This is a genomic window from Shewanella salipaludis (genome assembly GCF_012911865.1).
Classification (GTDB): Bacteria; Pseudomonadota; Gammaproteobacteria; order Enterobacterales; family Shewanellaceae; genus Shewanella; species Shewanella salipaludis.
The window spans coordinates 41658-63716 of sequence record NZ_JAAXYH010000012.1 but is presented as its reverse complement, the minus strand read 5'-3'; the positions used below and the strand labels follow the sequence as shown (position 1 = coordinate 63716).

At 57.3% G+C, this 22059-nt stretch carries 17 protein-coding genes; 4 read left to right on the top strand and 13 right to left on the bottom strand.

Translation table 11 applies throughout. The features are described 5' to 3' along the window. Nucleotides 1–98: 98 nt before the first annotated feature. Together cydD and cydC are read left to right on the top strand one after the other, a co-directional pair. A complete protein-coding gene (cydD, locus tag HC757_RS14905; RefSeq protein ID WP_169565172.1) occupies nt 99–2021 on the top strand; it encodes a heme ABC transporter permease/ATP-binding protein CydD in 1923 nt (640 codons plus the stop codon). Continuing rightward, entirely contained in the window at nt 2018–3787 is a 1770-nt protein-coding gene (gene cydC / locus HC757_RS14900) for a heme ABC transporter ATP-binding protein/permease CydC (protein WP_169565171.1), read from the top strand. The genes cydD and cydC overlap by 4 nt, the downstream gene beginning before the upstream one ends. A gap of 237 nt (nt 3788–4024) precedes the next feature. On the opposite strand, the gene HC757_RS14895 is transcribed toward cydC, so the two are convergent. From HC757_RS14895 to HC757_RS14840, 12 genes are all read right to left on the bottom strand, one after another. Continuing rightward, the gene (locus HC757_RS14895) at nt 4025–4738 is read right to left on the bottom strand and encodes a DUF599 domain-containing protein (RefSeq protein ID WP_169565170.1); all 714 of its coding nucleotides are present in this window, start codon (nt 4736–4738) and stop codon (nt 4025–4027) included. A gap of 123 nt (nt 4739–4861) precedes the next feature. After that, nucleotides 4862–6661, bottom strand: a complete 1800-nt coding sequence (gene nrdD, locus HC757_RS14890) for an anaerobic ribonucleoside-triphosphate reductase (protein WP_169565169.1) — start codon at nt 6659–6661, stop codon at nt 4862–4864. Between the two features lie 12 nt (nt 6662–6673). Further along, complete coding sequence (gene nrdG, locus HC757_RS14885) at nt 6674–7126, bottom strand: anaerobic ribonucleoside-triphosphate reductase activating protein (RefSeq protein WP_169565168.1); 453 nt, start codon at nt 7124–7126, stop codon at nt 6674–6676. Between the two features lie 367 nt (nt 7127–7493). Beyond that, a complete protein-coding gene (locus tag HC757_RS14880) occupies nt 7494–8294 on the bottom strand; it encodes a Crp/Fnr family transcriptional regulator (RefSeq protein ID WP_211164434.1) in 801 nt (266 codons plus the stop codon). A 97-nt stretch (nt 8295–8391) separates the two neighbouring features. Further along, nucleotides 8392–8850, bottom strand: coding sequence for a copper chaperone PCu(A)C (locus tag HC757_RS14875; protein ID WP_169565167.1), 459 nt, complete (start codon nt 8848–8850; stop codon nt 8392–8394). A gap of 11 nt (nt 8851–8861) precedes the next feature. Further along, nucleotides 8862–9518 carry an SCO family protein gene (locus tag HC757_RS14870; RefSeq protein WP_169565166.1) on the bottom strand — a complete coding sequence of 219 codons (657 nt, stop codon included), beginning with the start codon at nt 9516–9518 and terminating at the stop codon, nt 8862–8864. Nucleotides 9519–9538: 20 nt separating this feature from the next. Beyond that, nucleotides 9539–10375: a hypothetical protein gene (locus HC757_RS14865; protein ID WP_169565165.1), complete on the bottom strand. Its 837-nt coding sequence runs from the start codon at nt 10373–10375 to the stop codon at nt 9539–9541. 63 nt (nt 10376–10438) lie between these two features. Continuing rightward, nucleotides 10439–11614: a copper-containing nitrite reductase gene (gene nirK, locus HC757_RS14860; RefSeq protein ID WP_169565164.1), complete on the bottom strand. Its 1176-nt coding sequence runs from the start codon at nt 11612–11614 to the stop codon at nt 10439–10441. Between the two features lie 452 nt (nt 11615–12066). Next, nucleotides 12067–15261, bottom strand: a complete 3195-nt coding sequence (putA, locus tag HC757_RS14855; RefSeq protein WP_211164433.1) for a bifunctional proline dehydrogenase/L-glutamate gamma-semialdehyde dehydrogenase PutA — start codon at nt 15259–15261, stop codon at nt 12067–12069. 235 nt (nt 15262–15496) lie between these two features. Continuing rightward, nucleotides 15497–16075 (bottom strand): TIGR04211 family SH3 domain-containing protein, encoded by a 579-nt coding sequence (locus tag HC757_RS14850; RefSeq protein WP_169565162.1) that lies wholly within the window; start codon nt 16073–16075, stop codon nt 15497–15499. 113 nt (nt 16076–16188) lie between these two features. After that, the gene (locus HC757_RS14845; RefSeq protein ID WP_169565161.1) at nt 16189–17457 is read right to left on the bottom strand and encodes an inorganic phosphate transporter; all 1269 of its coding nucleotides are present in this window, start codon (nt 17455–17457) and stop codon (nt 16189–16191) included. Nucleotides 17458–17481: 24 nt separating this feature from the next. Next, the gene (locus HC757_RS14840; RefSeq protein WP_169565160.1) at nt 17482–18162 is read right to left on the bottom strand and encodes a TIGR00153 family protein; all 681 of its coding nucleotides are present in this window, start codon (nt 18160–18162) and stop codon (nt 17482–17484) included. Nucleotides 18163–18393: 231 nt separating this feature from the next. Between HC757_RS14840 and HC757_RS14835 the strand changes: the two genes are divergently transcribed. Continuing rightward, the gene (locus HC757_RS14835; protein WP_169565222.1) at nt 18394–19917 is read left to right on the top strand and encodes a CYTH domain-containing protein; all 1524 of its coding nucleotides are present in this window, start codon (nt 18394–18396) and stop codon (nt 19915–19917) included. A gap of 119 nt (nt 19918–20036) precedes the next feature. On the opposite strand, the gene rpiA is transcribed toward HC757_RS14835, so the two are convergent. Continuing rightward, on the bottom strand, nt 20037–20690 hold the full coding sequence (rpiA, locus tag HC757_RS14830) for a ribose-5-phosphate isomerase RpiA (RefSeq protein WP_169565159.1): 654 nt from the start codon (nt 20688–20690) through the stop codon (nt 20037–20039). Nucleotides 20691–20902: 212 nt separating this feature from the next. Here rpiA and HC757_RS14825 point away from each other — a divergent pair, with 212 nt between their 5' ends. Beyond that, nucleotides 20903–21934: a DUF808 domain-containing protein gene (locus HC757_RS14825; RefSeq protein WP_169565158.1), complete on the top strand. Its 1032-nt coding sequence runs from the start codon at nt 20903–20905 to the stop codon at nt 21932–21934. The last annotated feature ends 125 nt before the right edge of the window (nt 21935–22059 follow it).

Below are 22059 nucleotides of genomic sequence, written 5' to 3'. Positions count from 1 at the left end.
AATGCCTGAGATACTGCGGCTCAATCCTGAGCCATGCATTCGCTCGGGTGACTTATTAGCCTAAGCTCTTCATTATTATTGCCTTATGCCGGATTTGCATGGATAAACCCTTAGAGAAACGTCTCAGCCTCTGGTTGAAGTCCCAGCGCCATGCCTGTGGCCCCTATCTCAAGCTGACGCTCCTGTGCGGCCTGTTGTCGGGCGCCGCCATGGTGGCACAGGCGTACCTGATAGCCACAGTGCTCGACGGCATCATCATGCTCGAGCGTCCCAGGAGCGATTTCGATGCCCAGTTCGTCGGCCTGCTGGCGCTGACGGCTGTGCGGGCGGCGCTGGCCTATGGCCGCGAGCGGACCAGCTTCAATGCCGGGGTAAGGCTGCGAAAACAGATACGCGGCGCCGTGCTGGCGCGCCTCAGCGTATTGGGGCCGGCATTCATTCAAGGCAAACCCGCGGGTGCCTGGGCCAGCATAGTGTTGGAGCAGGTGGAAAACCTGCAGGATTTCTACGCCAGGTACCTGCCGCAAGTCGCCCTGGCGGGCTGCATCCCCCTCATCATACTGGTCGCCGTATTTCCCCTTAACTGGGCCGCCGGGCTGGTCTTGCTGACGACGGCGCCGCTGATCCCGCTGTTCATGATCTTGGTCGGCATGGGGGCCGCCGAGGCCAATCGCAACAACGTCAGGGCCCTGTCCCGACTCAGCGGTCACTTTCTGGATAGGCTCAGGGGGCTGAGCACCCTGAAGCTCTTCTACCGCGCCGATGCCGAACTCAAACAGATAGCCGATGCCAGTGAGGAGTTTCGCGGCCGTACCATGTCAGTGCTCAAGCTGGCCTTCCTCAGTTCGGCGGTGCTGGAGTTTTTCGCCGCCGTGTCTATCGCAGTATTGGCTGTCTACTTAGGTTTCAGCTACTTGGGGAACCTGGATTTCGGCCATTACGACATCAAGATCAGCCTGTTGACCGGGATGTTTATCCTCTTGCTGGCACCCGAGTTTTATCAGCCGCTGCGGGATCTCGGCACTCACTATCACGCCAAGGCCCAGGCCATAGGCGCCGCCGAGGCCCTGATGGCGCTGTTGCAACAGCCGCCGGACACAACTTCAACCCCAAACGCCGCTGCCGCCGGCGAGCCCTATGCCGGTGAGCCCATGTTTGGCGATGACATCACCATCCGCGCCACCGGCTTGAGAGTCCATACCCTGGACGGCCTATGCCTGCTGGGGCCGCTGAGTTTCAGCCTAATGCCGGGGCAGCACCTGGCGTTGGTGGGGCCGAGCGGCGCCGGCAAGACCAGTCTGCTCAATGCCTTGCTGGGGTTCCTGCCCTACAGCGGCAGTTTGCAAATCAACGGCGTCGAGTTGAATCGTCTGGATTTGGCCCAATGGCGGCGTCGCATCGCCTGGTTGGGGCAGGAGCCCCAGCTGTTTCATGGCACAGTGCGCGACAATGTCGCCCTCGGCAGGCCGGAGATGACGGATGAGCGCATCCATGAGCTGCTGGCCCAGGCCAATATCGCCGATTTTGTCGCCGCCAGTCCCATGGGCCTGGCGCATAGGATAGCCGAAGAGGCGGGCGGCCTGTCTGTCGGCCAGGCCCAGCGCATCGCCCTGGCCAGGGCCCTGGGCCAGGGGGCTGGGCTATTTCTGCTCGATGAGCCCAGCGCCAGCCTGGACAGCCATAGCGAGCGGCTGGTGCTCGCCGCGCTGGATGAGGCCATGCGGGGCAAGGCTTGCATCATGGTGACTCACAGGCTGGAGCACCTGGCGCAGATGGATAAGATCTTGGTGCTCGCCGGGGGGCAACTGGTGCAGGAGGGCGACTTCGACGCCTTGGCCACTGCCCCCGGGGTATTTCGCGACATGTTGACCGAGCAGGATGAACTGCTCGACTTAGATGACCTAGATGACCTAGATGACTTAGATGACCTAGATGACCTGGATGACCTGGAGCCGGAGACTAACATAGAGAGCGATCTGGCGACCGATGCTCGGGCCGCCGGTCGGGGGGCCGAGTCATGAGCCTTCTCTGGCCTTTCCTGCGCCTGTTCAAGCGCCAGTGGCAGATCCTCTTGCTGGGCATGTTGCTCAGCCTATTCACCCTGGCGGCTGGCATAGGCCTCTTATCCCTTTCCGGCTGGTTTCTGTCGGCCACCGCCGTGGCCGGCCTGAGTCTGGCCACGGCCCAGGCATTCAACTTCTTTACCCCGGCGGCCGGCGTGAGATTCTTCTCCATCGGCCGCACCCTGAGCCGCTACGGCGAGCGGCTGGCGACCCATGAAGCCACCTTCAGGCTGCTGACCCGGCTGCGGATATGGGTCTGGCAGAGGCTGATGCCCCTGAGCGCCGCCAATCTGCAGGGGCTGAGGCGCGGCGAACTGCTCAACCTCTTGCTGGCCGACATAGACACTCTGGATCACCTCTATCTGCGGCTCCTGACCCCCATGCTGGCCTCGCTGTTGATGACCCTTGGGTTGTACCTATTCCTGGCGAACTTCGACGCTGCGCTGGCACTGGTGCTCTGTGGCCTGCTGTTGGCAGCCTGGTTGCTGTTGCCGCTGCTCTTCTATCGCCTGGGCGACAGGGCAGGTCGGGACACGGTCGACAACAAGCGCAGGTTGCGGGTACTGCTGCTGGAGTATCTGCAGGGCCAGGCCGAGTTGACGCTATTTGGCGCCAATGGCGGCTTCCTGGCACGCCTGGACGCCGCCGAGCGGGCGCTGTTTGGTAGTCAAACGGCCATGGCCAGAGTGACGGCCCTGAGCCAGGCACTGCTGGTGCTGGTCAATGGCGCCGCGCTGTTGCTGGTGTTATATCTGGCGGCCGCGGGTATCGGCGACAGGCATCCACCCGGCCCCCTGTTGGGGCTCATGGTGTTGGTCACCATGGCCTGCGCCGAAATGTTGCAGCCCATCGCCGGGGCCTTCTCACAGTTGTCGGCCTGTGTCCAGTCGGCCGGCCGTATCCTGGCGTTGACCGAGCAGACGCCGGCGATCCGCTTCGCCGAGGAGACAGACTCGGGGGGCCGGGGGCCGGCGCAGACGGGGCGCCTGGCGCTGGATGATATCTATTTCGGTTATGCGCCCGGGGAGCCTGTGCTCGAGGGACTGTCGCTGAGGCTCGAACCCGGCACCAAGGTGGCGCTGCTCGGGCCGACCGGTTGCGGCAAGTCGAGCCTGCTGGCATTGATCAGCCGTCAGTGGCAACCCCAGGCCGGCGGTATCCGGCTGGATGACAGGCCGATAGAGGCCTACGGCGAGCGGGCCCTGCGCCAGTCCATGTCCCTGGTGAGCCAGCGGATCCACCTATTCAGCGGCAGCCTGAGGGACAACCTCGCCCTGGCATTGCCCGGGCATGAAGGCGATACGACCGACGTTAAGGCGAACGACGAACGCCTGATGAAAGTGTTGCACTGGGTGGGCTTGGGCAGCTTGCTCGAGGGCAAGGCGCCGCTGGATGCCTGGATAGGCGAGGGGGGGCGTCAGCTCTCGGGTGGGGAGCGGCGCCGCATAGGCGTGGCCCGTGCCTTGCTGCGGGATGCGCCGCTCTTGCTGCTCGACGAGCCGACCGAGGGGCTGGATAAACAGACAGAGCGGGAGATCCTCGCCCTCCTGTTTGCCTTCGCCAGGGACAAGACGCTGCTGCTGATAAGCCACAGGCTCACAGCCATGGCGCAGATGGATGAGATCCATTTGTTGCAGCAGGGCAAGATCGCCGCCTCCGGCAATCACGAGACGTTGCTCGCGAGCAATGCCTACTATCAGAGCCTGTATCGCCGTCTGAGTTGAACCTGCATTAAACGAGACTCGCCATCGGTTTTGCAGTTTATTTTCGGCTGTTGTGCTGCTCCGCCTCCAGGTGTGCCTGTTCGGCAGCCGATGAGGCGAGACTCGCCATCGGCTTTGCTGTTAAGGCTTATCTGTCATGAATATTAACTTGGTTCAGTTGCCGCGGCTCTGCTGCTCCGCTTCCAGGTGTACCTGTCCGGCAGCCGATGAGGCGAGACTCGCCATCGGTTTTGCAGTTTATTTTCGGCTCTGCTGCTCCGCTTCCAAGTGTGCCTGTCCTGCGGTGATGGCGATAACCGCCCTGGACTTGAATTCGCGTCGATACAAGGTATAGACGATGAACAGGCTGGCGCCGATAAACAGCAGCGGGTGGAAGAACCAGCATAGGGCCGCCATGGAGAAGTAATAGGAACGCAGGCCATAGTTGTAGGTATGTGCCGCCTGATCTTGCACTATCGCCATCTGCCTGGCGTAGCCGCGTAAATTCTCATCCGTGCCGGACTTGTCGACCGGTGCCGCGCCTATCATGACGTTGAGGAAGCCATACTGGCGCATCGACCAGGTGAATTGGAAGAAGGCCAGCACGAAGATCCCGGCCAGCAGCCCGAGCTTGACCTGTACCAGGGGGTGATTCAGGGCGGAGAAGGGCACTGAGGCGATCACGCTCTCCAGCTTTTCCACTTGGGCGAACAGGGTCAGCACCCCGGCCAGCACCAGCAAGGTGGTGCTGGCGAAGAAGGCGATGTTGCGTTCCAAATTGGCAAGCAGCGCCGCCTCACCGACGCGCATTTCCCGGGTCATCAGCTGGTACATCCAATGTATCCTATGCTGATGCAGGCTGCGGGCGATGCAGGCCGTGGTCTTGGCCTTGCGGCGGGCGAAGGCGGTATAGCCGGACCAGCAACAGATGAAACACAGGAAAGACAGCATGTCCAAGAGAGAGATAGTCATAGGGAGCGGCAGCAAAAGAGGTAATAACTTGATTATGCAACACTAAGTGTGAAGTTTTATAGTCTTTTATCTTTAGGGGAAGCGCCGCTCAGGGATTGCAGCGGCGCGCCGGCCGTCTCAGCCTCAGTCGACTCGTTGCAGGCCGGCCTGTTGGCGGTGATAGTGCCTCAGTGCATGTTCTTTCTGCCTGGGTTGGCTGAAGCTGGTGACGCGTTTGAGGTAGCCTATTACCCGGGTCGCCCAATCGACATCCGTGCTGTGACAGACGCTGCAATGGTAACGCGTCTGTTTGTCTATATGGCGGCAGCTATTGCATATGGTGACCTTGATGTTGGTGGTCCAATAGTTACAGCCGGTTCTGGCGGCTATCTGATACAGCTTGAAATACTGCTCTGGGTCCGGGTATTCCTCCAGATTCAGATGCAGCGCCGAGCCGCCATCGAGGAATTGCGTCAGCTCCTTGCCGTGCAGTACGAACTTATCCACCAGGTTGAGCGACTCGTCTTCGACCGGATAAAAGTAGGAGTTGTAACAGTCTCGATTCACCTTCAGGCCGGACTTCCTGTCCCACTTGGCATTCTTGACCCCGAGGTTTTCCGCCGGCACGAATTCGGTATTGAACTTGTAGCCCCAACGCTGACTGGCGACCTTGTTCGCCTGGTAGATGACCTTGAGTTGGCTTTCGACGAAGGCTTTATATTCGCTGTTATTGCCGGGGACTATGCCCCTGGACTCGGCGGCCTCAACCATGCCGTTGATCCCTATGGTCAGGAATTGCTTATCCAGGTGGATGAAACCTGCGTCGTAAACCGGCAGCATATGGCAGGCTTGATAATGTTCCATCAGCTTGCGGTAGGCCACTTGGTATAGTTGGATCTTTTCTATTTCTTCGCCGAGATCTTTTCCCTGCTGCACCAGGCGGTTCAGGTTGAGGGTGATGACATTGATGGAGCCGGTCGCCACCCCGCCGGCCCCCAAGGTGTAGGAGAAGCTGTGATCCGCCACTTCGTTGCGCAGGCGGCAACAGGAGGCCAGGGAGTCGGGGCTGTCGGACATATAGACGAAGAAGCTGTTGCCTTTGGCCATCTGGGCACTGCAGAAATGGCCGAATTCAACATCGGCGACCTGCTTGTTGTGGGTGAGCATGGCGGCGGTGACCACAGGGTAGGTCAGCAGTGCCTTCTCACGCTCCTTACCGAACCAGTCCATGAAGAAGTGCTGTAACTTATTGATGGATTGCCAGTTGGGACTGTCGCCATCGGGGAAGATGAAGTTCTCGAACATGGCGTTGAGGAAGCGCTCGGAGAAGAGGGAGATGTTCCAGAATACCGATTGATAGCCCCGGGCGGCGGCCGGTTGGTTGAGGCTGTACACCACATGCTGCAGGTGGGCTTCTATCTTGGCCGCCGCCGTTTGGGTGTAGTCATCGCCATAATCCTTGCGGGCAAAGTGATCGAAGTAGGTCAGGAACTCCACTGTGGCGACGGCACCGGCAAATTGGGCGCTGACGGCAAACACCAGATTGATGAAGCAACCACAGAAGGATTCCAGATGCTGCGGGGCGCGTGACTCGCCGCCGAGTTTGGTGAGGCCATCCAGTAACATGGGATACAGGGACAGGCTGACGCAATAGGGTTTGAGTGAGCTTTCATCGTGGGCATAGATCAAGTGTTCATTGATGCTGTTTTCATACTCCTCGGCGAGCGAGGCATCGAACAGTTGGCTGATCTGATTTTTCATCAGGCGCCGGTTGATGGCGATGTTGATGTCCTTGTTGAGTTCCGTCTCCAGGGTTGCCAGGTTCTTGCTGCTGACATTGGCGTTGGCGTCATATTTGGACCCGTCGGCGGCATTGGCGGCACTGATATAATCTTGAATGAATTGGACCTTTTCGGCTATCAGCTCTGAGGGTATGTTTTGCATCTGTTTATCTCCTTATTCTCGGATGAATTTGTAATTGATGATTTGCTTGCGGTTAAGGTCATAAAATTTCTGGTTGCTGCCGGGGCTGGCAAGGCCGCCGAGTTGCTGTTTGAATTCCCCTGTCTTGAGGTAATCCAGGTGGGCGACGATTTCAGCTGCCACCCGCTCCCGCCCCGTGTAGAGGCAGGTCTTGAAGTTCATGCTTCGGGCCAATGCCAGGCAGGGGATTAAGGACCCGGGTTGCCACTCGCCGCCGAAAAACACTATGCAGCTGACAAAGTCCAGATACTGTTCCAGGTAGGCCAGATAGCGATCCTGGGTCAGGGGCTCACCATAGTTGGCATCCCAGAGTTCGACCGAGTGACAGCCTTTGCAGCCGACATCACAACCTGTGATGCTAAACAGCAGGGAGACTTCCCCTGGTACTTCCTGCAGTGCGATCTGTGGTGTCAGAGAGTTGAACATCGAAATTACTATATGTTGTGATTTGTTTTTAAAATATACCCATATATAGTGTTTGATGCATCCACTACTTGCCCCTCCTTTGATGTGCATCAAACTTTGGTCAGCTAATCTTTATTGAGTCAAAAAATCTGGCCGGTGCTCGAGCAAGGGCATTCGAACAAGGGCATTCAGGCCAAGAAGGCATAGGGAAAAGGCATAGGGAGAAGGAGCTCGGGAGCCAGCAAAAGCATGCCAAGCGCGGCCAGCGACCAGCGGCTATGGGGCAAGGGGCAAGAGGCTATGGCGGCTATCCATGGCCGGCGTCAGGAGCTGGCGCTAAATGATCGGCGCGGCTGTTGGCATTGTGTGGCGGCAGGACTCGCGGCAGTTATTTCAGTTGGCGTATCGCGATCGATTGGCCCAGGGGACGGGGTTTATCGGCGCCGCTACCCGATGTCGAAGGCGCGGCCATGTCTTCCATGGGAATATTGGCGTCGGCGTACAGTTGGCTCACATCCCTAATATGGATCTCGCCGTGGGATTCCAGGATCAGTCCTTCGGTTACCATCTTCTTGATCAATCTGGAAAAGGTTTCCGGCTGGATCGACAGACGCGAAGCCAGCATGCGCTTGGGTATGTCCAGGGTGACCAGGCCCTGATTCGGGGCTATGGTCTGCATGTTGCGCAGCAGAAACAGCAGCAAGCGGTTCTGGGCATTCTGTACCGACAACAGCTCCACCTCGTTGACGTGTTTTCTGAGCCTGTGGCTCATGTTGGCCATGATGGCGATGCAGGCATTGGGATTGTTTCTCAGCAGATGCAGGTAGGCATGGCTGTCGAAACTGATGAGTTTGCAGTCGGATACCGCCTGCGCCGACACAGGATAGTTGGCCTGTTGATTGAACATCAGGGCTTCGGCGAAACTGCTGCCCTCGCGTACCACTTCGATGACTTTCTCCTGGCCTTGCACACTGGTGCGGTAGAGGCGGAGGTGCCCCTTGACTATCAGGTAGAAGCGCTCTGCGTCGTCTCCCTGATGGAACAAGATCTCATGGGCAGGCAGGCCCATGACGCTGGCGCAGCGCAGCAGTTGTTCCAGCTCGCTCTCGGCCAGGCTGGAAAAGAGATGATGGCTGTGGAGCAGGTCGCTTATTTGGCTATCTTTGATCACCCGGTTTCCTTGAAACATGAGTCGACTCTATCAGTGTAAGCCACTGGCGCACAAAAGTGCTGATCCAGATCAGCCCAGTGGCATTTCGAGTCGGCCAGGGTCTTAGGGGCAAATCTCAGTGCTGCTGGTGCATGTCATGCTCGGCTTGTTCGCCCAGGTTGAGCACCTCGGCAGTCACCTTCAGGGGCTCGCCTTGGGCCAAGATCAGGGTCAGTGGTACAGTGTCGCCTTCGGCAGGCACACCCGAGCTGAAGTTTGACATCATGCCGTGCAGACCCGCGGGAGCCAATTTGACCACGGCGTGCGCCGGAATGCTGATCTGCGCTACGGGTTGCATGCGCATCATGTCGTTGTGCATCATGCTCTGATGCAGGGCGATGCGGCCCCTGGGGCTTCGTATGCCGGTCAGGATCAGTTCTGTGTTGCCCGGGTTATGCAGGGTCAGGTACACAGGCACGACCCGCGAGCTGGGGGGCATGGCACGGATCCAGGCATTATGCACCATCAATTCGCTGGCATTGACGCCCAAGCTGCTCAAACATAAGAGGCCCAAGCCGAGTAATCTGAATCTCATCTTTTATCTCCTTAAAGTAAACTTTCAATCTGTTGCTGCATCTCTGCCAGCGGGGTGCCTGTATAGAAGAAGCCCCGTACCCGGCTCTGGCCGTCGAGCACGAAAATCTTGGCCGTGTGGGAGTAGAGGTAACCCTGTTGCGCCTGTGCTTTCTTGCCGTCGGCGCCTTTGTCTTCCAGACTGAGCTTCTTGTACTCTGTGGTGACTTTTTCTTCCGCCAGTTTGACATAGTCGGCGTTGTACAGGGCGGCCACTTCATCGATTTTTTCGCGGCTGTCCACCAGGCCGATGAAGCTGGGGTCGAAGTAACTCAGGTATTTGTTCAGGTGTGTTGGGGTGTCGTAGTCGCTGTCTATGCTGATAAACAGCACCTGCACTCTGGCGCGCTGCTCCGGGCTGAGCTTGTTAACCAGCTGGCTGATGTGGGCCATGGTGGTGGGGCAGATGTCGGCGCAGTTGGTGTAGCCGAAGAACATCATCACTACCTTGTCTTTGAAGTCCGACAGCCTGACTTCGCCGCCCTTGCTGCTCTGCAGGCTGAAGTCGCCGCCTATGCCCTTGAGGATAGGCATATTGGCCAGGCTGGGGGCGCTGAGCAGGGCAGCGAGCAAAAACAGCAGCGGACTTAGCCGAGGTTTGATGTTAAGCCTGTTTGTCAAATATGCCATGGATATGTCTCCTGATTAAGTTAGCAGCGGATCTCTGCACCGAGATCTGTGACCGGCGGCAGGTAGCGTTCCCGGTAGCCTGTGATGATGGCTATGCCATTGTGTACCCGCAGCCGAAGCTCGACGGCCACCTGTGCCAGCTCTGTCTCTCCCTGTGGATTAATGGCGGTCCATTGATACTCAAATTGTGCCTGGTATTCCTGAGGAGCTAGGGGGGTGATTGCCAGGTTCTTAATGACACGGCGGCTCTGTTTATCCTCTCTTGCCTGCAGCCAGGCGAGATAAGCAGCAGGTTCATCGATACCGGCTTCCGGGCTCTGAAAGCTGGCATTGGCAGAGAGCATGGCCTGCAGACTGTTGCGGCCCGGATTGTCCAGGGTCTGGGTCCAGCGATAGATCAGGGCGCGGATGAGATTGTGATCCGATGCCTCGCGGTAGCTGGAGATGAAGTCATCGACTTCATCGAGTGTGGTCTGGCTGCTCCTGACGAGCAGAGTATCCTGGGTCAGGCTGAGCTCCTGGATCAGGTAGTGGCCGTTTCCTTCGAGGTTGTCAGGATCCCAGGGGAGATATTCCAGGGTCACTTCGACGCGTCTGAGTCCGTCCTCGCTGGGTAGGGGTTCTATGCTGAGAATATGGTGGGCACCGACTGTTGGCTTGCCCTGGGGGTATTCGGCGAAATCCAGCTGGCTGTCTTTGGTTATCAGCTGCTCTGGCGTGGTCCCCAGATCCAGCTGGCCGTACCAGGCATAGATGGCGCCGTGGAGTGAGTAATCCACTGGCTCGTCGGCGGCAATGCCGGGTGAGGAAAAACCGGCCAAGGTCATGAACAACAAGAGCGGCAGCAAGGGCTTCATTTTTTTCTCCTGGCTGAAACCAACGAAGCACACAGTGGTCGCTGTGTGCTCCTGGCCTGGCCGTTAGGCTATGTTGGTGGGTTTTCTGATCTGAACCATCAGGTTGTCATCCCACTCGCCGTCGACCTTGATGTGAGCTGCGGCGCCTTTCATGATGGCCTCGATGAGGTTGTGGTTCACGTAGGCGTACAGACCGGGCTGGCGGAAGTTGTACAGGGCGGCGCAGGCACTGCCGCCGGCAACCATCCAGGTTTCCAGATCTCTTTGCGGTGCATCTGCAAATGATCCCGCTGCCCAGACGTAGTCACCATGGCCGCCTATGATGTGCGGACGGGTGTCGCGGTTGGCCTGGGAGTGCACGAACAGGACTGATTCACCTACCTTGGCCGTCATGGCGTTCTTGCCTGTCAGGGCGCCGACTGCACCGTTGAAGACCACGTGGGATGGGGTCAGTGTCTTCATCACTTCCAGCACTTCGTTCATGCTGCCCATGATCTCTGGGTAACTCTTGTACTGGCCCTTGTCATCTTTGGGGATATAGAAGTCGGCTTCACCCACATAGTAGGCCTTGTCGTAGTGCACTGGGTTGCCATCGGCATCTTTCAGGCCGTCGCGCGGCAATACCATGATGGCACCGTGCATACCCATGGCGACATGCCAGGGGATCATCACGCCGCCCGGGGCACAGTGGTACACGAAGGTACCGGCCTTGGTGGCCTTGAAGCGGAAGGTGACTTCCTGGCCGGGTGACACCAAAGTCAGCTCACCGCCACCCAGGGCGCCAGTGGCCGAATGCAGGTCGATGTTGTGGGCCAGGGCATTGGTCTTGGGGTTGACCAGTGTCAGCTCGACGAAGTCATGTTGATGACAGACGATGAGCGGACCCGGTACGCTGCCGTTGAAGGCGCAGACCCAGGCCTTGGTGCCGTTTTCCAGCTCGACTTGTTTCTCTTCGATAACCAGTTTGACTTCGACAATCTTGGGCTTGCCCTTGGCCACTTGATCATGCTTGGGCACCATGGGTGGTGCCACCAGGGTCTGGGTGACGCGTTCGAGTTGATCCGCAGTGTAGTTGGCCATGCGGTCCACTTTCTTGGCATTGGTGCCGGCCTGAGCCTGGCCAGAGATCAAACCTGCGGCCAATCCTGCACCTACTAAGCCCATGCCGACAGAGCCTCCCAGGAATTGGCGGCGTTGTTCGTCGATCACAGCTGGAGAGTTTGAAGTGTGCTTTTTCATATGATGCTCCGTTATTAACCCTTGTCATCCTAGAGCTCGAACTGCCAGAGCGTCTCTGATGCTTGTTAGTGTGTTGTTGCAGCCAAGGTTAAGGGGTTACGGAAGCCGGGTACTTGATTTTGGTCAAGTTAAACCAAGAATGTTAACAAGTGTGATCTCAAGCCCAATTCTGTGTTAATTGCGCCATGGCGGATGAGAAGAGCATATGGCACCTGGTGTTCGTTTGACGGCGCTTTGCAGCAGTGTTTGAGTTCAGTATCGGGCAACAGCTGAACAAACTCGGACCCAACCTCGGGTGACAAGCACAACATGACCGCCTGGCAAAGGCAGGAAGGATTATTGGGATAGCTGAAACAAAAAAGCCAGACATGCAGTCTGGCTTTTTATTTCATCGGCCCGGTTCGGGCTCACCATTGGCACCCTAGGTGGCACCCAAAGTGCGTATGCGGTGCTTATTCCTCGCTGTCACCCAGTGACAGCAGGGTGGCATTGCCGCCGATGGCGGTGATGTTGTTGGTGCGGGTCTTTTCTGTCACGAAACGGGTCAGGTAGTGTGGACCACCGGCCTTGGGGCCCGTGCCCGACAGGCCCTGGCCGCCGAAGGGTTGTACCCCGACCACGGCACCTATCTGGTTGCGGTTGATGTAGACGTTACCCACGTTGACCTTGTCGGCAACGTTCAGCGCATGGCCTTCGTTGCGGCTGTGGATGCCGAGCGTCAGGCCGAAGCCGGTGCTGTTGATCTCGTCTATCACCTTGGGCAGATCCGAGGCCTGGTAACGGATCACGTGCAGTATAGGCCCGAAGTGTTCCTTCTCCAGTACCTTGATGGAGTCGATTTCCACCGCGGTCGGGGCCACGAAGTGGCCTTTTTCCGTGCCGGCGGGCAGCTCCAGCTGCTTGATCAGCTTGCCTACCTGCTTGATGTGATCTAAGTGGGCATTGAGGTTGGCCTTGGCGGTGGCGTCGATCACCGGGCCGACGTCCGTCTTCAGCAAACCAGGATTGCCTATGCTCAGCTCGTCCATGGCGCCCTGGAGCACGTCCAGCACGCGATCCGCTATGTCTTCCTGCAAGAACAGGACCCGCAGCGCCGAACAGCGTTGGCCGGCACTGGTGAACGAAGAGGACACCACGTCGTTGACCACTTGCTCGGGTTGTGAGGTCGAATCCACTACCATGGCATTCTGGCCGCCGGTTTCGGCGATCAAGGGAATGATGGCGCCTTCACGGTTGGCCAGGGTACGGTTGATCAGCTTGGCTGTGCCGGTAGAGCCGGTGAAACAGACGCCGCCGATGCGCTCGTCGCCTGTGATGGCCGAGCCGACGCTGGCACCCGTGCCCGGCAGGAATTGCAGCACTTCTGCTGGGATACCGGCCTGGTGTGCCAGTTGCACGGCACGGTAGCCTATGAGACTGGTCTGCTCGGCAGGCTTGGCGATAACTGTGTTACCGGCCGCCAGCGCCGCGGCGACCTGACCGAGGAAGATTGCCAACGGGAAGTTCCATGGGCTGATACAGACGAACACGCCGCGTCCCTGGAGGAACAGCTCGTTGAGCTCACCCGTCGGGCCCGGCAGCAGTTCGGGCTTGGCCATCATCTTCTTGGCCTGCACCGCATAGTAACGGCAGAAGTCGACCGCTTCGCGCACTTCGTCTATGCCGTCCTGGATGCTCTTGCCCGCTTCGCGGGTACAGAGGGCGATCAGTTCTTCACGGTTCTCTTCCAGCAAGTCGGCCAGTTTCTGCAGCGCATTGGCGCGGGTCTCGACCGGGGTACGGCACCAGCCGTTGAAGGCCTTGTCGGCCGAGGCCAATGCCAGCTCTATGGCCTGGCTGTCGGCGAAGGCTACCTGGCCCACGGTCAGTGAGGTGTCGAACGGGCTCAGCACAGGGTGAGTCTCACCCGCAAGCGTCTTGCCGTTGACCAGGGGACCCGCGGTCCACTGAGTGTCGCTGAATTTGTCCAGCGCCGCGAAGAAAGGTTCGGATTCTGAGATGATGTTCATGTTGAGTCCCTTGGAATTTTTACGTTCAGCGCCGAAGATGTCGGCGGGTGACACTATCTTGTTGTTAGCCAGGGTTTTGTAGCCTTTGAGCGTGGTCAGCGGGTGTACCACCAAAGACTCGATAGGGGTCTTGGGATCGACCAGTTTATGCACGAACGAGGTGTTGGCGCCGTTTTCCAACAGGCGGCGTACCAGGTAGGGCAGCAGATCTTTATGGGCGCCTATGGGGGCGTAGATACGCACTGTCTGGCGACTATTTTCCGCCAAGACAGTGTCATACAGCTCTTGCCCCATGCCATGCAGGCGCTGGAACTCGTAATGGCGATCGCCGGCCATGTCCATGATGGCGGCAACCGTCTGGGCATTGTGGCTGGCAAACTGCGGATAGATGGCGCCTCGGGTGGCATCGGACAGTAGGAAGCGGGCGCAGGCCAGGTAGGACACATCTGTGCCCGCCTTACGGGTAAATAGTGGATAGCCGGCTTCGCCCGCCTGCTGGGCCCACTTGAGCTCGCTGTCCCAGTAGGCGCCTTTCACCAGACGCAGTGGGATCTCATCGCCCTGCTCTTTGGCCAGACGGTTCAACCACACAAGTACCGGCAGGGCGCGCTTGGAGTAAGCCTGCACTACTATGCCGAGCAGTCCCCAGCCCTTGGCGGCTGGCGAGTTGTAGAGTTTCTTGAACAGCTTGAGTGACAGCTCGAGGCGATCCACTTCTTCGGCATCGATGGAGATGCCTATGTTGAGGCCGCGGGCCTGTTCTATCAGGCGGATCACTGTGGCGTACAGCTCGGTCAGTACTCTGTCTTCGTTGGCCACTTCGTAACGTGGATGCAGTGCCGACAGTTTGATTGAGATGGTGGGGCGTGGCGACTGGCTCTCATCGTATTGCTGCGCCCCCAAGGTGGCGATGGCGTTGGAGTAGTCGTCGAAATATTTCTGGGCATCCTTGGCGGTCAGTGCCGCTTCACCCAGCATGTCATAGCTGTGGGTGTAGCCTTGCTTGCGTCTGTCTTCGCTGTTCTTCAGCGCTTCCTTGACGGTGCGGCCGAGAACGAACTGCTTACCCATGATCTTCATCGCCGCCATCATGGCCTGGCGGATCACGGGCTCACCCAAGCGGTTAACCAGACGCTTGAGCAGGTGGCTCGGGGTGCCGTCGAGTTTCTTGTCCAGCTTGACTATCTTGCCGGTCAGCATCAGGCCCCAGGTGGAGGCATTTACCAGTAGCGAGTCGCTCTTGCTCATGTGCTCGTCCCACTTGGCACCCGAGAGTTTATCCTCGATCAGGGCATCGGCGGTGTCGGCATCGGGAATGCGCAGCAGGGCCTCGGCCAGACACATGAGGATGATACCCTCCTGAGTCTCCAGGCTGTATTGCTGCAGGAAGGCGTCTATGCCAACCATTAAGCCTTTCTTGTCGTATTGGCGAACCTGATCCACCAAATCATGAGCGCGACGAGTGACCCTTTGGATCGCTTCATCGCTCGACGGAACTAGCTTGATCAGTTCGGACAGATATTGTTCTTCATCGACAATATAGTTATCGCTGATCGCTTTGAACAGTTCGTCGAGATTGGCATTGTCGTAACGACCTGCCAGTACTTCACTCGCTTTGAACATAATAATCGCTTCCATCTGGGCCGGTTTATAGGGACTGTGTAACTGTCGTTGAATAGAAAAAACGCTTTCTTATTTTTGTATACAATGTGGGCGTTTTTCGCGCGAGATTATACAACCAAAATTTGCCGGGCGACACCAAAGTCGCACACTAAGTCGGGTAAGTTTGAGCTGGATGAAAAATTGTCTCGGTGACGCAGATAAAAAAAGCCAGCTGGGTATGCGCTGGCTTGTTTTGCAAGGTGAGGAAGGGTTACATCCAGCGATCTTTCTTGCGGCGCTGCGGTCTTGGCAGATAGACCAGGAAGATGCCTATTATCATGCCTATGCCGGCGATCATCACGCCCTGGCTCCACATGTTGAACCTTTCATTCCTGGCGATATTCGCCAATTTGTCGGTCGCCTGATCGCGTTCCTGGCTGGCCTGCTCCAGGCTCCTCTGGGTCTTGTTCAGTTGTGACTTGAGGCTCGCCAGTTCCTGCATGGCACCGTCGCTGCTGTCACGCAGGCTGTTCAACTGCTGTTGGGTCTGTTTCAGCTTGGCCTCGACTTGGGGCAAACGCTCACGAAAGCTTTGCTCTACGCTCAGCATGTCGGTCTGCACCCAGCCTTCACGTCCCTTATGGTCGACTATCTTGGAATATTCCGCCTGGGTTTCGCCGGTGAAGGTCACTGGCTGGCCGGCTTCGACGCTGCCAAGAATGCGGTATTGGGTGCCGGGGCCACCGAGGAGATAGAGAAAAACATTGTCGGAAATATAACGGGTTTGGCCTGCGGCCAACAAGCTGGGAGAGAGCAGCAATATCGCTGCCAGAGTCAGGAGTCTTAACACTTATCAATTCTCATCAACGAAAGATTTTCCACATGCTAGGGATTTGGCGGCGCTAATGCAAGAGGGAAGTCATATGACTTCCCTCTCATTCATGCTGGCGACTGAGCCTTTGCCTAGCCGAAAATGCCTTTGATCATATAGAAGAAGATGATCGACAGGCCGGCGCCGGCGGGCAAAGTAATGACCCAAGACACCACTATGTTGCGTACCACGCCCATGTTGATGGCGGCGATACCACGGGCCATACCTACACCCAATACGGCCCCAACCAAGGTTTGGGTGGTGGAGATTGGCAAGCCAGTGCCCGAGGCTATGACCACTGTGGTAGCGGCGGCCAGCTCGGCGGCAAAGCCACGGCTCGGCGTCAGGTGGGTGATGTTCTTGCCTATGGTCTGCATCACGCGCTTGCCGAAGATGGCCAGACCCATGACTATGCCTATGCCACCCAGCGGCAGGATCCACCATACCAGGGCAGACTTGGAGGCTATCTCACCGCCGCTGCTGACCACTGAAACCACCGCGGCCAAGGGGCCGATGGCGTTGGCCACATCGTTGGAGCCGTGGGCGAAGGCCATGCAGCAGGCCGTCATGACCATGAGTACCGCAAACACTTTCTCGACATTGCCGAAATGGGCTTGGCGATCGGCTTTGTCACTCATTTTCAGACGCGAAATGACTATCTTGCCGACGATGGCGATCAGGATGGCGATCACTGTGGCTAAGCCATAGGCCTCGACACTGCTGAAATGGATACCTACGTGTTTCAGGCCCTTGGTGATGGTCACCAGTGACATGATAAAACCGGCCAATGCCATGTAGAAAGGCACGTAGCGTTTGGCGTTTGCCAGCGGGTTATCCGTGTTGAAGATCAGCTTCTGCACGCTTTGGAATAAGATGAAGGCGATGAAACCCGAGATGGCCGGGGTGATGATCCAGGAGCCGACGATGCCGCCAACCTTGCCCCATATGACGGCATCTGTGCTCACACCCACGGCGGCGAAACCTATGATGGCGCCGACTATGGAGTGAGTGGTAGACACGGGCCAGCCCAACGCCGACGCCACTACCAGCCAGATACCTGCGGCCAGCAGTGAGGCTATCATGCCATAGACCAGCAGCTGAGGCGCCTCGGTGAAGTAGGCAGGATCTATGATGCCGTTGCGTATGGTGCTGGTGACTTCGCCACCCGCTAAATAGGCGCCGGCAAACTCGAATATCATCGCTATGATGATCGCCTGTTTAATTGTGATTGCGTTGGACCCAACCGAGGTGCCCATCGCATTGGCTACGTCGTTGGCACCTATACCCCATGCCATCAAAAAGCCAAAAGCGGCCGCAATACCAATGAGCCAGGGGCCATTGGTGATTAATACATCAACCATGTTATTACCTTGATAATCTTGTTGTTAAACGCGAGCCAGCATCAGCTCCATGCGTGAACCGACACGCTCGGCAAGATCGGCCAGGTCGCCGACCCATTCGATGATCTTGTAGAGGAACATGACATCGACAGGATTCAGTTCCGATTCCATGGCGAATAACTGCCGGCGTACCTGAACTTGCAAGTCGTCGGTGTCTTCTTCGATGATGTCCAGTTCGTTAATCATTTTTGCCACAAGATCCACTTCACGACCGCGGAAACCTGTTTCGAGCAGGTCGTCCAGTTCGTTGATGGCTTGCTGCGCCAATGCGACGGCGTCGAGACAACGCTGTAGATAGGCGATGAAGGGGGGCTGCATCACTTTAGGGATGAGGAGTTGACGGCCGATGACGCGGCCAGAGATATCTTTTGCCTTGTTGGCTATCTTGTCTTGCTGGGTCAGTAACTCCAGCAGATCGGTGCGCTCAACCGGCATAAACAAGCCACCGGGCAGGGTGAGACGGATTTCACGTTTGAGTGAATCGGCCTGTTTCTCAGCCAGGCTTATCTGCTTACGCAGCTGAGCGGCCTTATCCCAGTCACCCGAGATAGTCGCTTCGAAAAAGGGGACAAGTATGGACGCACAATCGTATACTTTGTCTATATGCTCTTGTAGAGGCTTAATTGGCGATTTTGCAAACACGCCCAAAATAGAGTTTACTGGCATTGCCGTTTACCTATTTAGGTTATTCCATTATTGGAAAAAGCGGGCGCATGTTAACTCAAGCGTCCGCGTATTGAAACTGTGTTTTTTGAGAAAAAACCACAGGATTATTCTAACCGCTTATATATGAACTGCAAATCCCAATACTAGGGGTTTTTTATGACAGCAATGTGACATTATGACTAAATAATGACGTGCTGATGAATATTTGATGACAAAGCGAGCCGTTGTTTGATGGATGCCGAGATAGAACTTAAGTTGTTTTTCCCACCTAACTACCAAGAAACCTTGATAAAAATCCTCGATGCCTTCCCAGGTGCCGAAGCGCACGCCGAGGTGCAACTGGCTAATGGTTATTTCGACACCCCTGAGCTGCAATTGCGTTGCTGGGACATGGGGTTGCGGGTCAGGCGTCGGGATGCCCACAGGGAACAGACGATAAAAACGTCGGGTAAGGTGGTCGGCGGTATTCATTCCCGACCCGAATATAATGTCACCATCACGCAAAATGTCCCCGATTTGAGCCTGTTCCCTGCCAAAATCTGGCCAGAGGGAGCCGATGTGGCCGCCACCCAAGCCGGATTGGCTTGCCTATTTCACACGGATTTTACCCGCCGCGCCTGGCACATCAAGGTCGAAGGCGCTGACAGTGCCTGTGGGGCCGGGGCCAGTCTGGTCGAAGTGGCATTGGACCTGGGTAAGATAACGGCCAAGGGGCGGCAACAGGCCATCTGTGAGCTCGAATTTGAGCTGTTGTCCGGCGACACCTCGGCGCTCCTGACCCTGGCGAATCTGGTAGCCAAGCGGGTGCCGGTCAGGCTGGGCAAGGCCAGCAAGGCCCAACGAGGCTACCAGTTGGCTGCGAGTCAGTCGGTGGCAAAGGGAAACAGCCAGGTGCCGCAACCGCTCGACTTCATCGCCCTGAGCCCAGAGCTCAGTCAGACGCAAACCCTGCAGGCCCTGGTGGAAACCGGGCTGGAACGCTGGCAGTTGTTGGAAGCCCAGTTGGCCGCCGACAATGACCCCTGCGAAGCCGTGGCACTCTGGACACGGTTGCGTGCCTGCATTCGTTTCCTCAGACTCAGTCTGGCGCAGTTCGACTTACTGGATAGCATGCTGGCATCGGGATTTACCCGCATCGAAGCCGAGTTGGCGTTCATCGACCAGGGCAAAACCCTGGTAGGCTTGCTCGGCAAAGATGCGAATTTGTTCGCCAAACATCCCCGGGCGCAGATCTTATCCGATGCCTTGGTGCAGGCGCTCGATGGACTCAAGCTGCCACAGCGCTTGAGCGGCCTCTGGGCGCTACCCGAATATGGTCAGTTACAACTGGCGCTGGTACAGCAATTGTTGCGCCTGGAGGCGAGCCAGGTGCCGCCCCGGGCCGCCAACTTGAAAGACTTCGCCGACTTCTGCCAGCAGGCATCCTGGTCCCGACTCCAGCAGGCCATGCCTGTGCAGGCAAAATTGGCGAGTCAGGATTATCTGCAACTGGCCAACACCCTGGATGAGTGTCTCCTGGTGGGACTGGCTTACGGTGGTTTGTATCCTCAGGCGCTGCGGGATGAATTCCGGGCCCCGTGGCAGGATCTCGCCGTTGGGATACATGTGCTCGGGTGCTATCTGTTATTGGCCGAATTGAGCACCGCCGCCGGGCTGGATATGGAGTCCTGGCTCTATGATAAGCACCAGAGCCTGCTGTTTGCCATGGAGCATTCCCGCCGCAGTGCGCTGCAAAATGTCCCCTATTGGTGTTGAGCTCGGCGAGCTCATAGACAAAGCACTTAGGTAAAGCACTTAGGTAAAGAACTTAGATAGAGAGCTTGAATTGGGTACTTAAGCCAGCATGCCCGGGCATGCTGGCTCAGGGGCTTAGCTTAGAAGGTCTTCACACCCTCAGGGGTGCCGACCAGCAATACATCGGCACCACGTTTGGCGAACAGACCGTTGGTGACCACGCCGACTATGGCATTGATCTTGTCTTCCATTTCCTTGGGATTGAGGATCTTCATGTTGTAGACATCCAAGATCACATTGCCATTGTCTGTCACTACACCTTCGCGATACACGGGATCGCCGCCGAGCTTCACCAATTCCCTGGCCACATAAGAGCGCGCCATGGGGATGACTTCCACCGGCAATGGAAACTCACCCAGAATATCCACCCGCTTGGTGTTATCGACGATGCAGATGAATTTTTTGGCGACGGCGGCAACGATTTTTTCCCGGGTCAGTGCGGCACCGCCGCCCTTGATCATGTCCATCTGGGGGTTGATCTCATCGGCCCCGTCGACATAGATGTCGAGTTGATCGACGCTGTTGAGATCGTAAACCGGGATCCCCAGCGCCTTCAGCTTGGCGGTCGAGGCCTCTGAGCTGGAGACTGCGCCTTCGATATCGGCCTTGATGGTCGCCAGCGCATCAATAAAATGGTTGACGGTAGAGCCTGTGCCCACCCCAACGATACTGTCTCTTTCGACATATTTGAGTGCGGCCCAGCCGGCAGCTTTTTTCATTTCATCTTGAGTCATAATGACATCCTGTAACGGCACATGAGTGGGAAATTCAGCGCCTAGTATACTCTTTCCCCACGGCAGTGGTGGTCAAAAATCCGCAGCTTTCATGGCAATATTTGGCAGAAATCACAAAATATTTGCCGATTGGCAGAGAAAAAAACTCAGGTATTACAGTCATTCGGCTTGAGTTAATATGGCTATTGGGATTTTCTTCGATTGGAGTCGATATGGCCGGCGCTAGCCTGTTAACCCTGCTGGATGATATTGCCAGCATTCTTGATGATGTGGCCCTCATGAGCAAGGTGGCGGCCAAGAAAACCGTCGGCGTGCTGGGGGACGATCTGGCCCTCAACGCCCAGCAGGTGTCGGGTGTCAGCAGCGAACGCGAGTTGCCTGTGGTATGGGCCGTGGCCATGGGCTCCTTTCGCAATAAACTCGTCCTGGTGCCGGCGGCCATGCTGATCAGCGCCTTCATCCCCTGGGCCGTGACCCCCTTGCTGATGCTCGGCGGGCTATTTCTCTGTTTCGAAGGTTTCGAAAAGCTGCATCATAGCTACAGCCACAGGAGGAAAGCAGGCAGTCGAGGAGGGGCGGTGAATGAGCCTATCCGGCACGGGACAGCACCGGGCATGGAGCTGACGCCCGAGCCTGAAGCCGCCACAACACAGGCAGATGCGCCACCAGCGGGGGCGGCGGACCCCTTGCTGGCGCACGTTGCCACCCTCAGGGCCCAGGAGCGACAAAAAGTCAAAGGTGCCATACGCACCGACTTCGTGCTGTCGGCAGAAATCATCGCCATTACCTTGGGCACAGTGGCGGATGCTGGCCTCTGGACCCAGTTCGCCACCCTGAGCATCATAGCCGTCATAATGACCCTGGGGGTCTATGGTCTGGTGGCCGCCATCGTCAAGCTGGATGATGTGGGTTTGTATCTGAGTCGGCGTGCGCCGCAACACTTTATGGCGCTGCCGGGGCGACGTCTGGGACGCCTGCTCTTGCTATCCGCGCCTAAGTTAATGAAGACATTGACCCTGGTAGGCACCGCGGCCATGTTTATGGTGGGGGGCGGTATACTGACCCATGGACTGCACTTTCTGGGAGACAAGATAGCTTGGGTTGCCGAAGTCGTGAGCCGCATCGCGCTGCTGGGCCCAGGATTGGCCTTCTTTACCCCAAGCCTGCTCAATGGCCTGTTTGGGATCATGGTCGGCGGTGTATGTTTGCTGCTGCTGACGGGAATACAGAGGCTCAGAGGCTGAACCTTGGCGGTTTCATTTACGGGCAAGAATATTTTCACCCAAGCGATATTTTATCGGCGAAATCGAGTACACTGCGCCCCCTTTGTTTTATGGTGAGCGTTTCGTCCGCTTGGTAAAACAAACGA

Coding starts and splice junctions, on each gene's coding strand:
- cydD (WP_169565172.1), top strand. CDS start 99: ATGGATAAACCCTTAGAGAAACGTCTCAGCCTCTGGTTGAAGTCCCAG.
- cydC (WP_169565171.1), top strand. CDS start 2,018: ATGAGCCTTCTCTGGCCTTTCCTGCGCCTGTTCAAGCGCCAGTGGCAG.
- HC757_RS14895 (WP_169565170.1), bottom strand. CDS start 4,738: ATGACTATCTCTCTCTTGGACATGCTGTCTTTCCTGTGTTTCATCTGT.
- nrdD (WP_169565169.1), bottom strand. CDS start 6,661: ATGCAAAACATACCCTCAGAGCTGATAGCCGAAAAGGTCCAATTCATT.
- nrdG (WP_169565168.1), bottom strand. CDS start 7,126: ATGTTCAACTCTCTGACACCACAGATCGCACTGCAGGAAGTACCAGGG.
- HC757_RS14880 (WP_211164434.1), bottom strand. CDS start 8,294: ATGTTTCAAGGAAACCGGGTGATCAAAGATAGCCAAATAAGCGACCTG.
- HC757_RS14875 (WP_169565167.1), bottom strand. CDS start 8,850: ATGAGATTCAGATTACTCGGCTTGGGCCTCTTATGTTTGAGCAGCTTG.
- HC757_RS14870 (WP_169565166.1), bottom strand. CDS start 9,518: ATGGCATATTTGACAAACAGGCTTAACATCAAACCTCGGCTAAGTCCG.
- HC757_RS14865 (WP_169565165.1), bottom strand. CDS start 10,375: ATGAAGCCCTTGCTGCCGCTCTTGTTGTTCATGACCTTGGCCGGTTTT.
- nirK (WP_169565164.1), bottom strand. CDS start 11,614: ATGAAAAAGCACACTTCAAACTCTCCAGCTGTGATCGACGAACAACGC.
- putA (WP_211164433.1), bottom strand. CDS start 15,261: ATGGAAGCGATTATTATGTTCAAAGCGAGTGAAGTACTGGCAGGTCGT.
- HC757_RS14845 (WP_169565161.1), bottom strand. CDS start 17,457: ATGGTTGATGTATTAATCACCAATGGCCCCTGGCTCATTGGTATTGCG.
- HC757_RS14840 (WP_169565160.1), bottom strand. CDS start 18,162: ATGCCAGTAAACTCTATTTTGGGCGTGTTTGCAAAATCGCCAATTAAG.
- HC757_RS14835 (WP_169565222.1), top strand. CDS start 18,394: ATGGATGCCGAGATAGAACTTAAGTTGTTTTTCCCACCTAACTACCAA.
- rpiA (WP_169565159.1), bottom strand. CDS start 20,690: ATGACTCAAGATGAAATGAAAAAAGCTGCCGGCTGGGCCGCACTCAAA.
- HC757_RS14825 (WP_169565158.1), top strand. CDS start 20,903: ATGGCCGGCGCTAGCCTGTTAACCCTGCTGGATGATATTGCCAGCATT.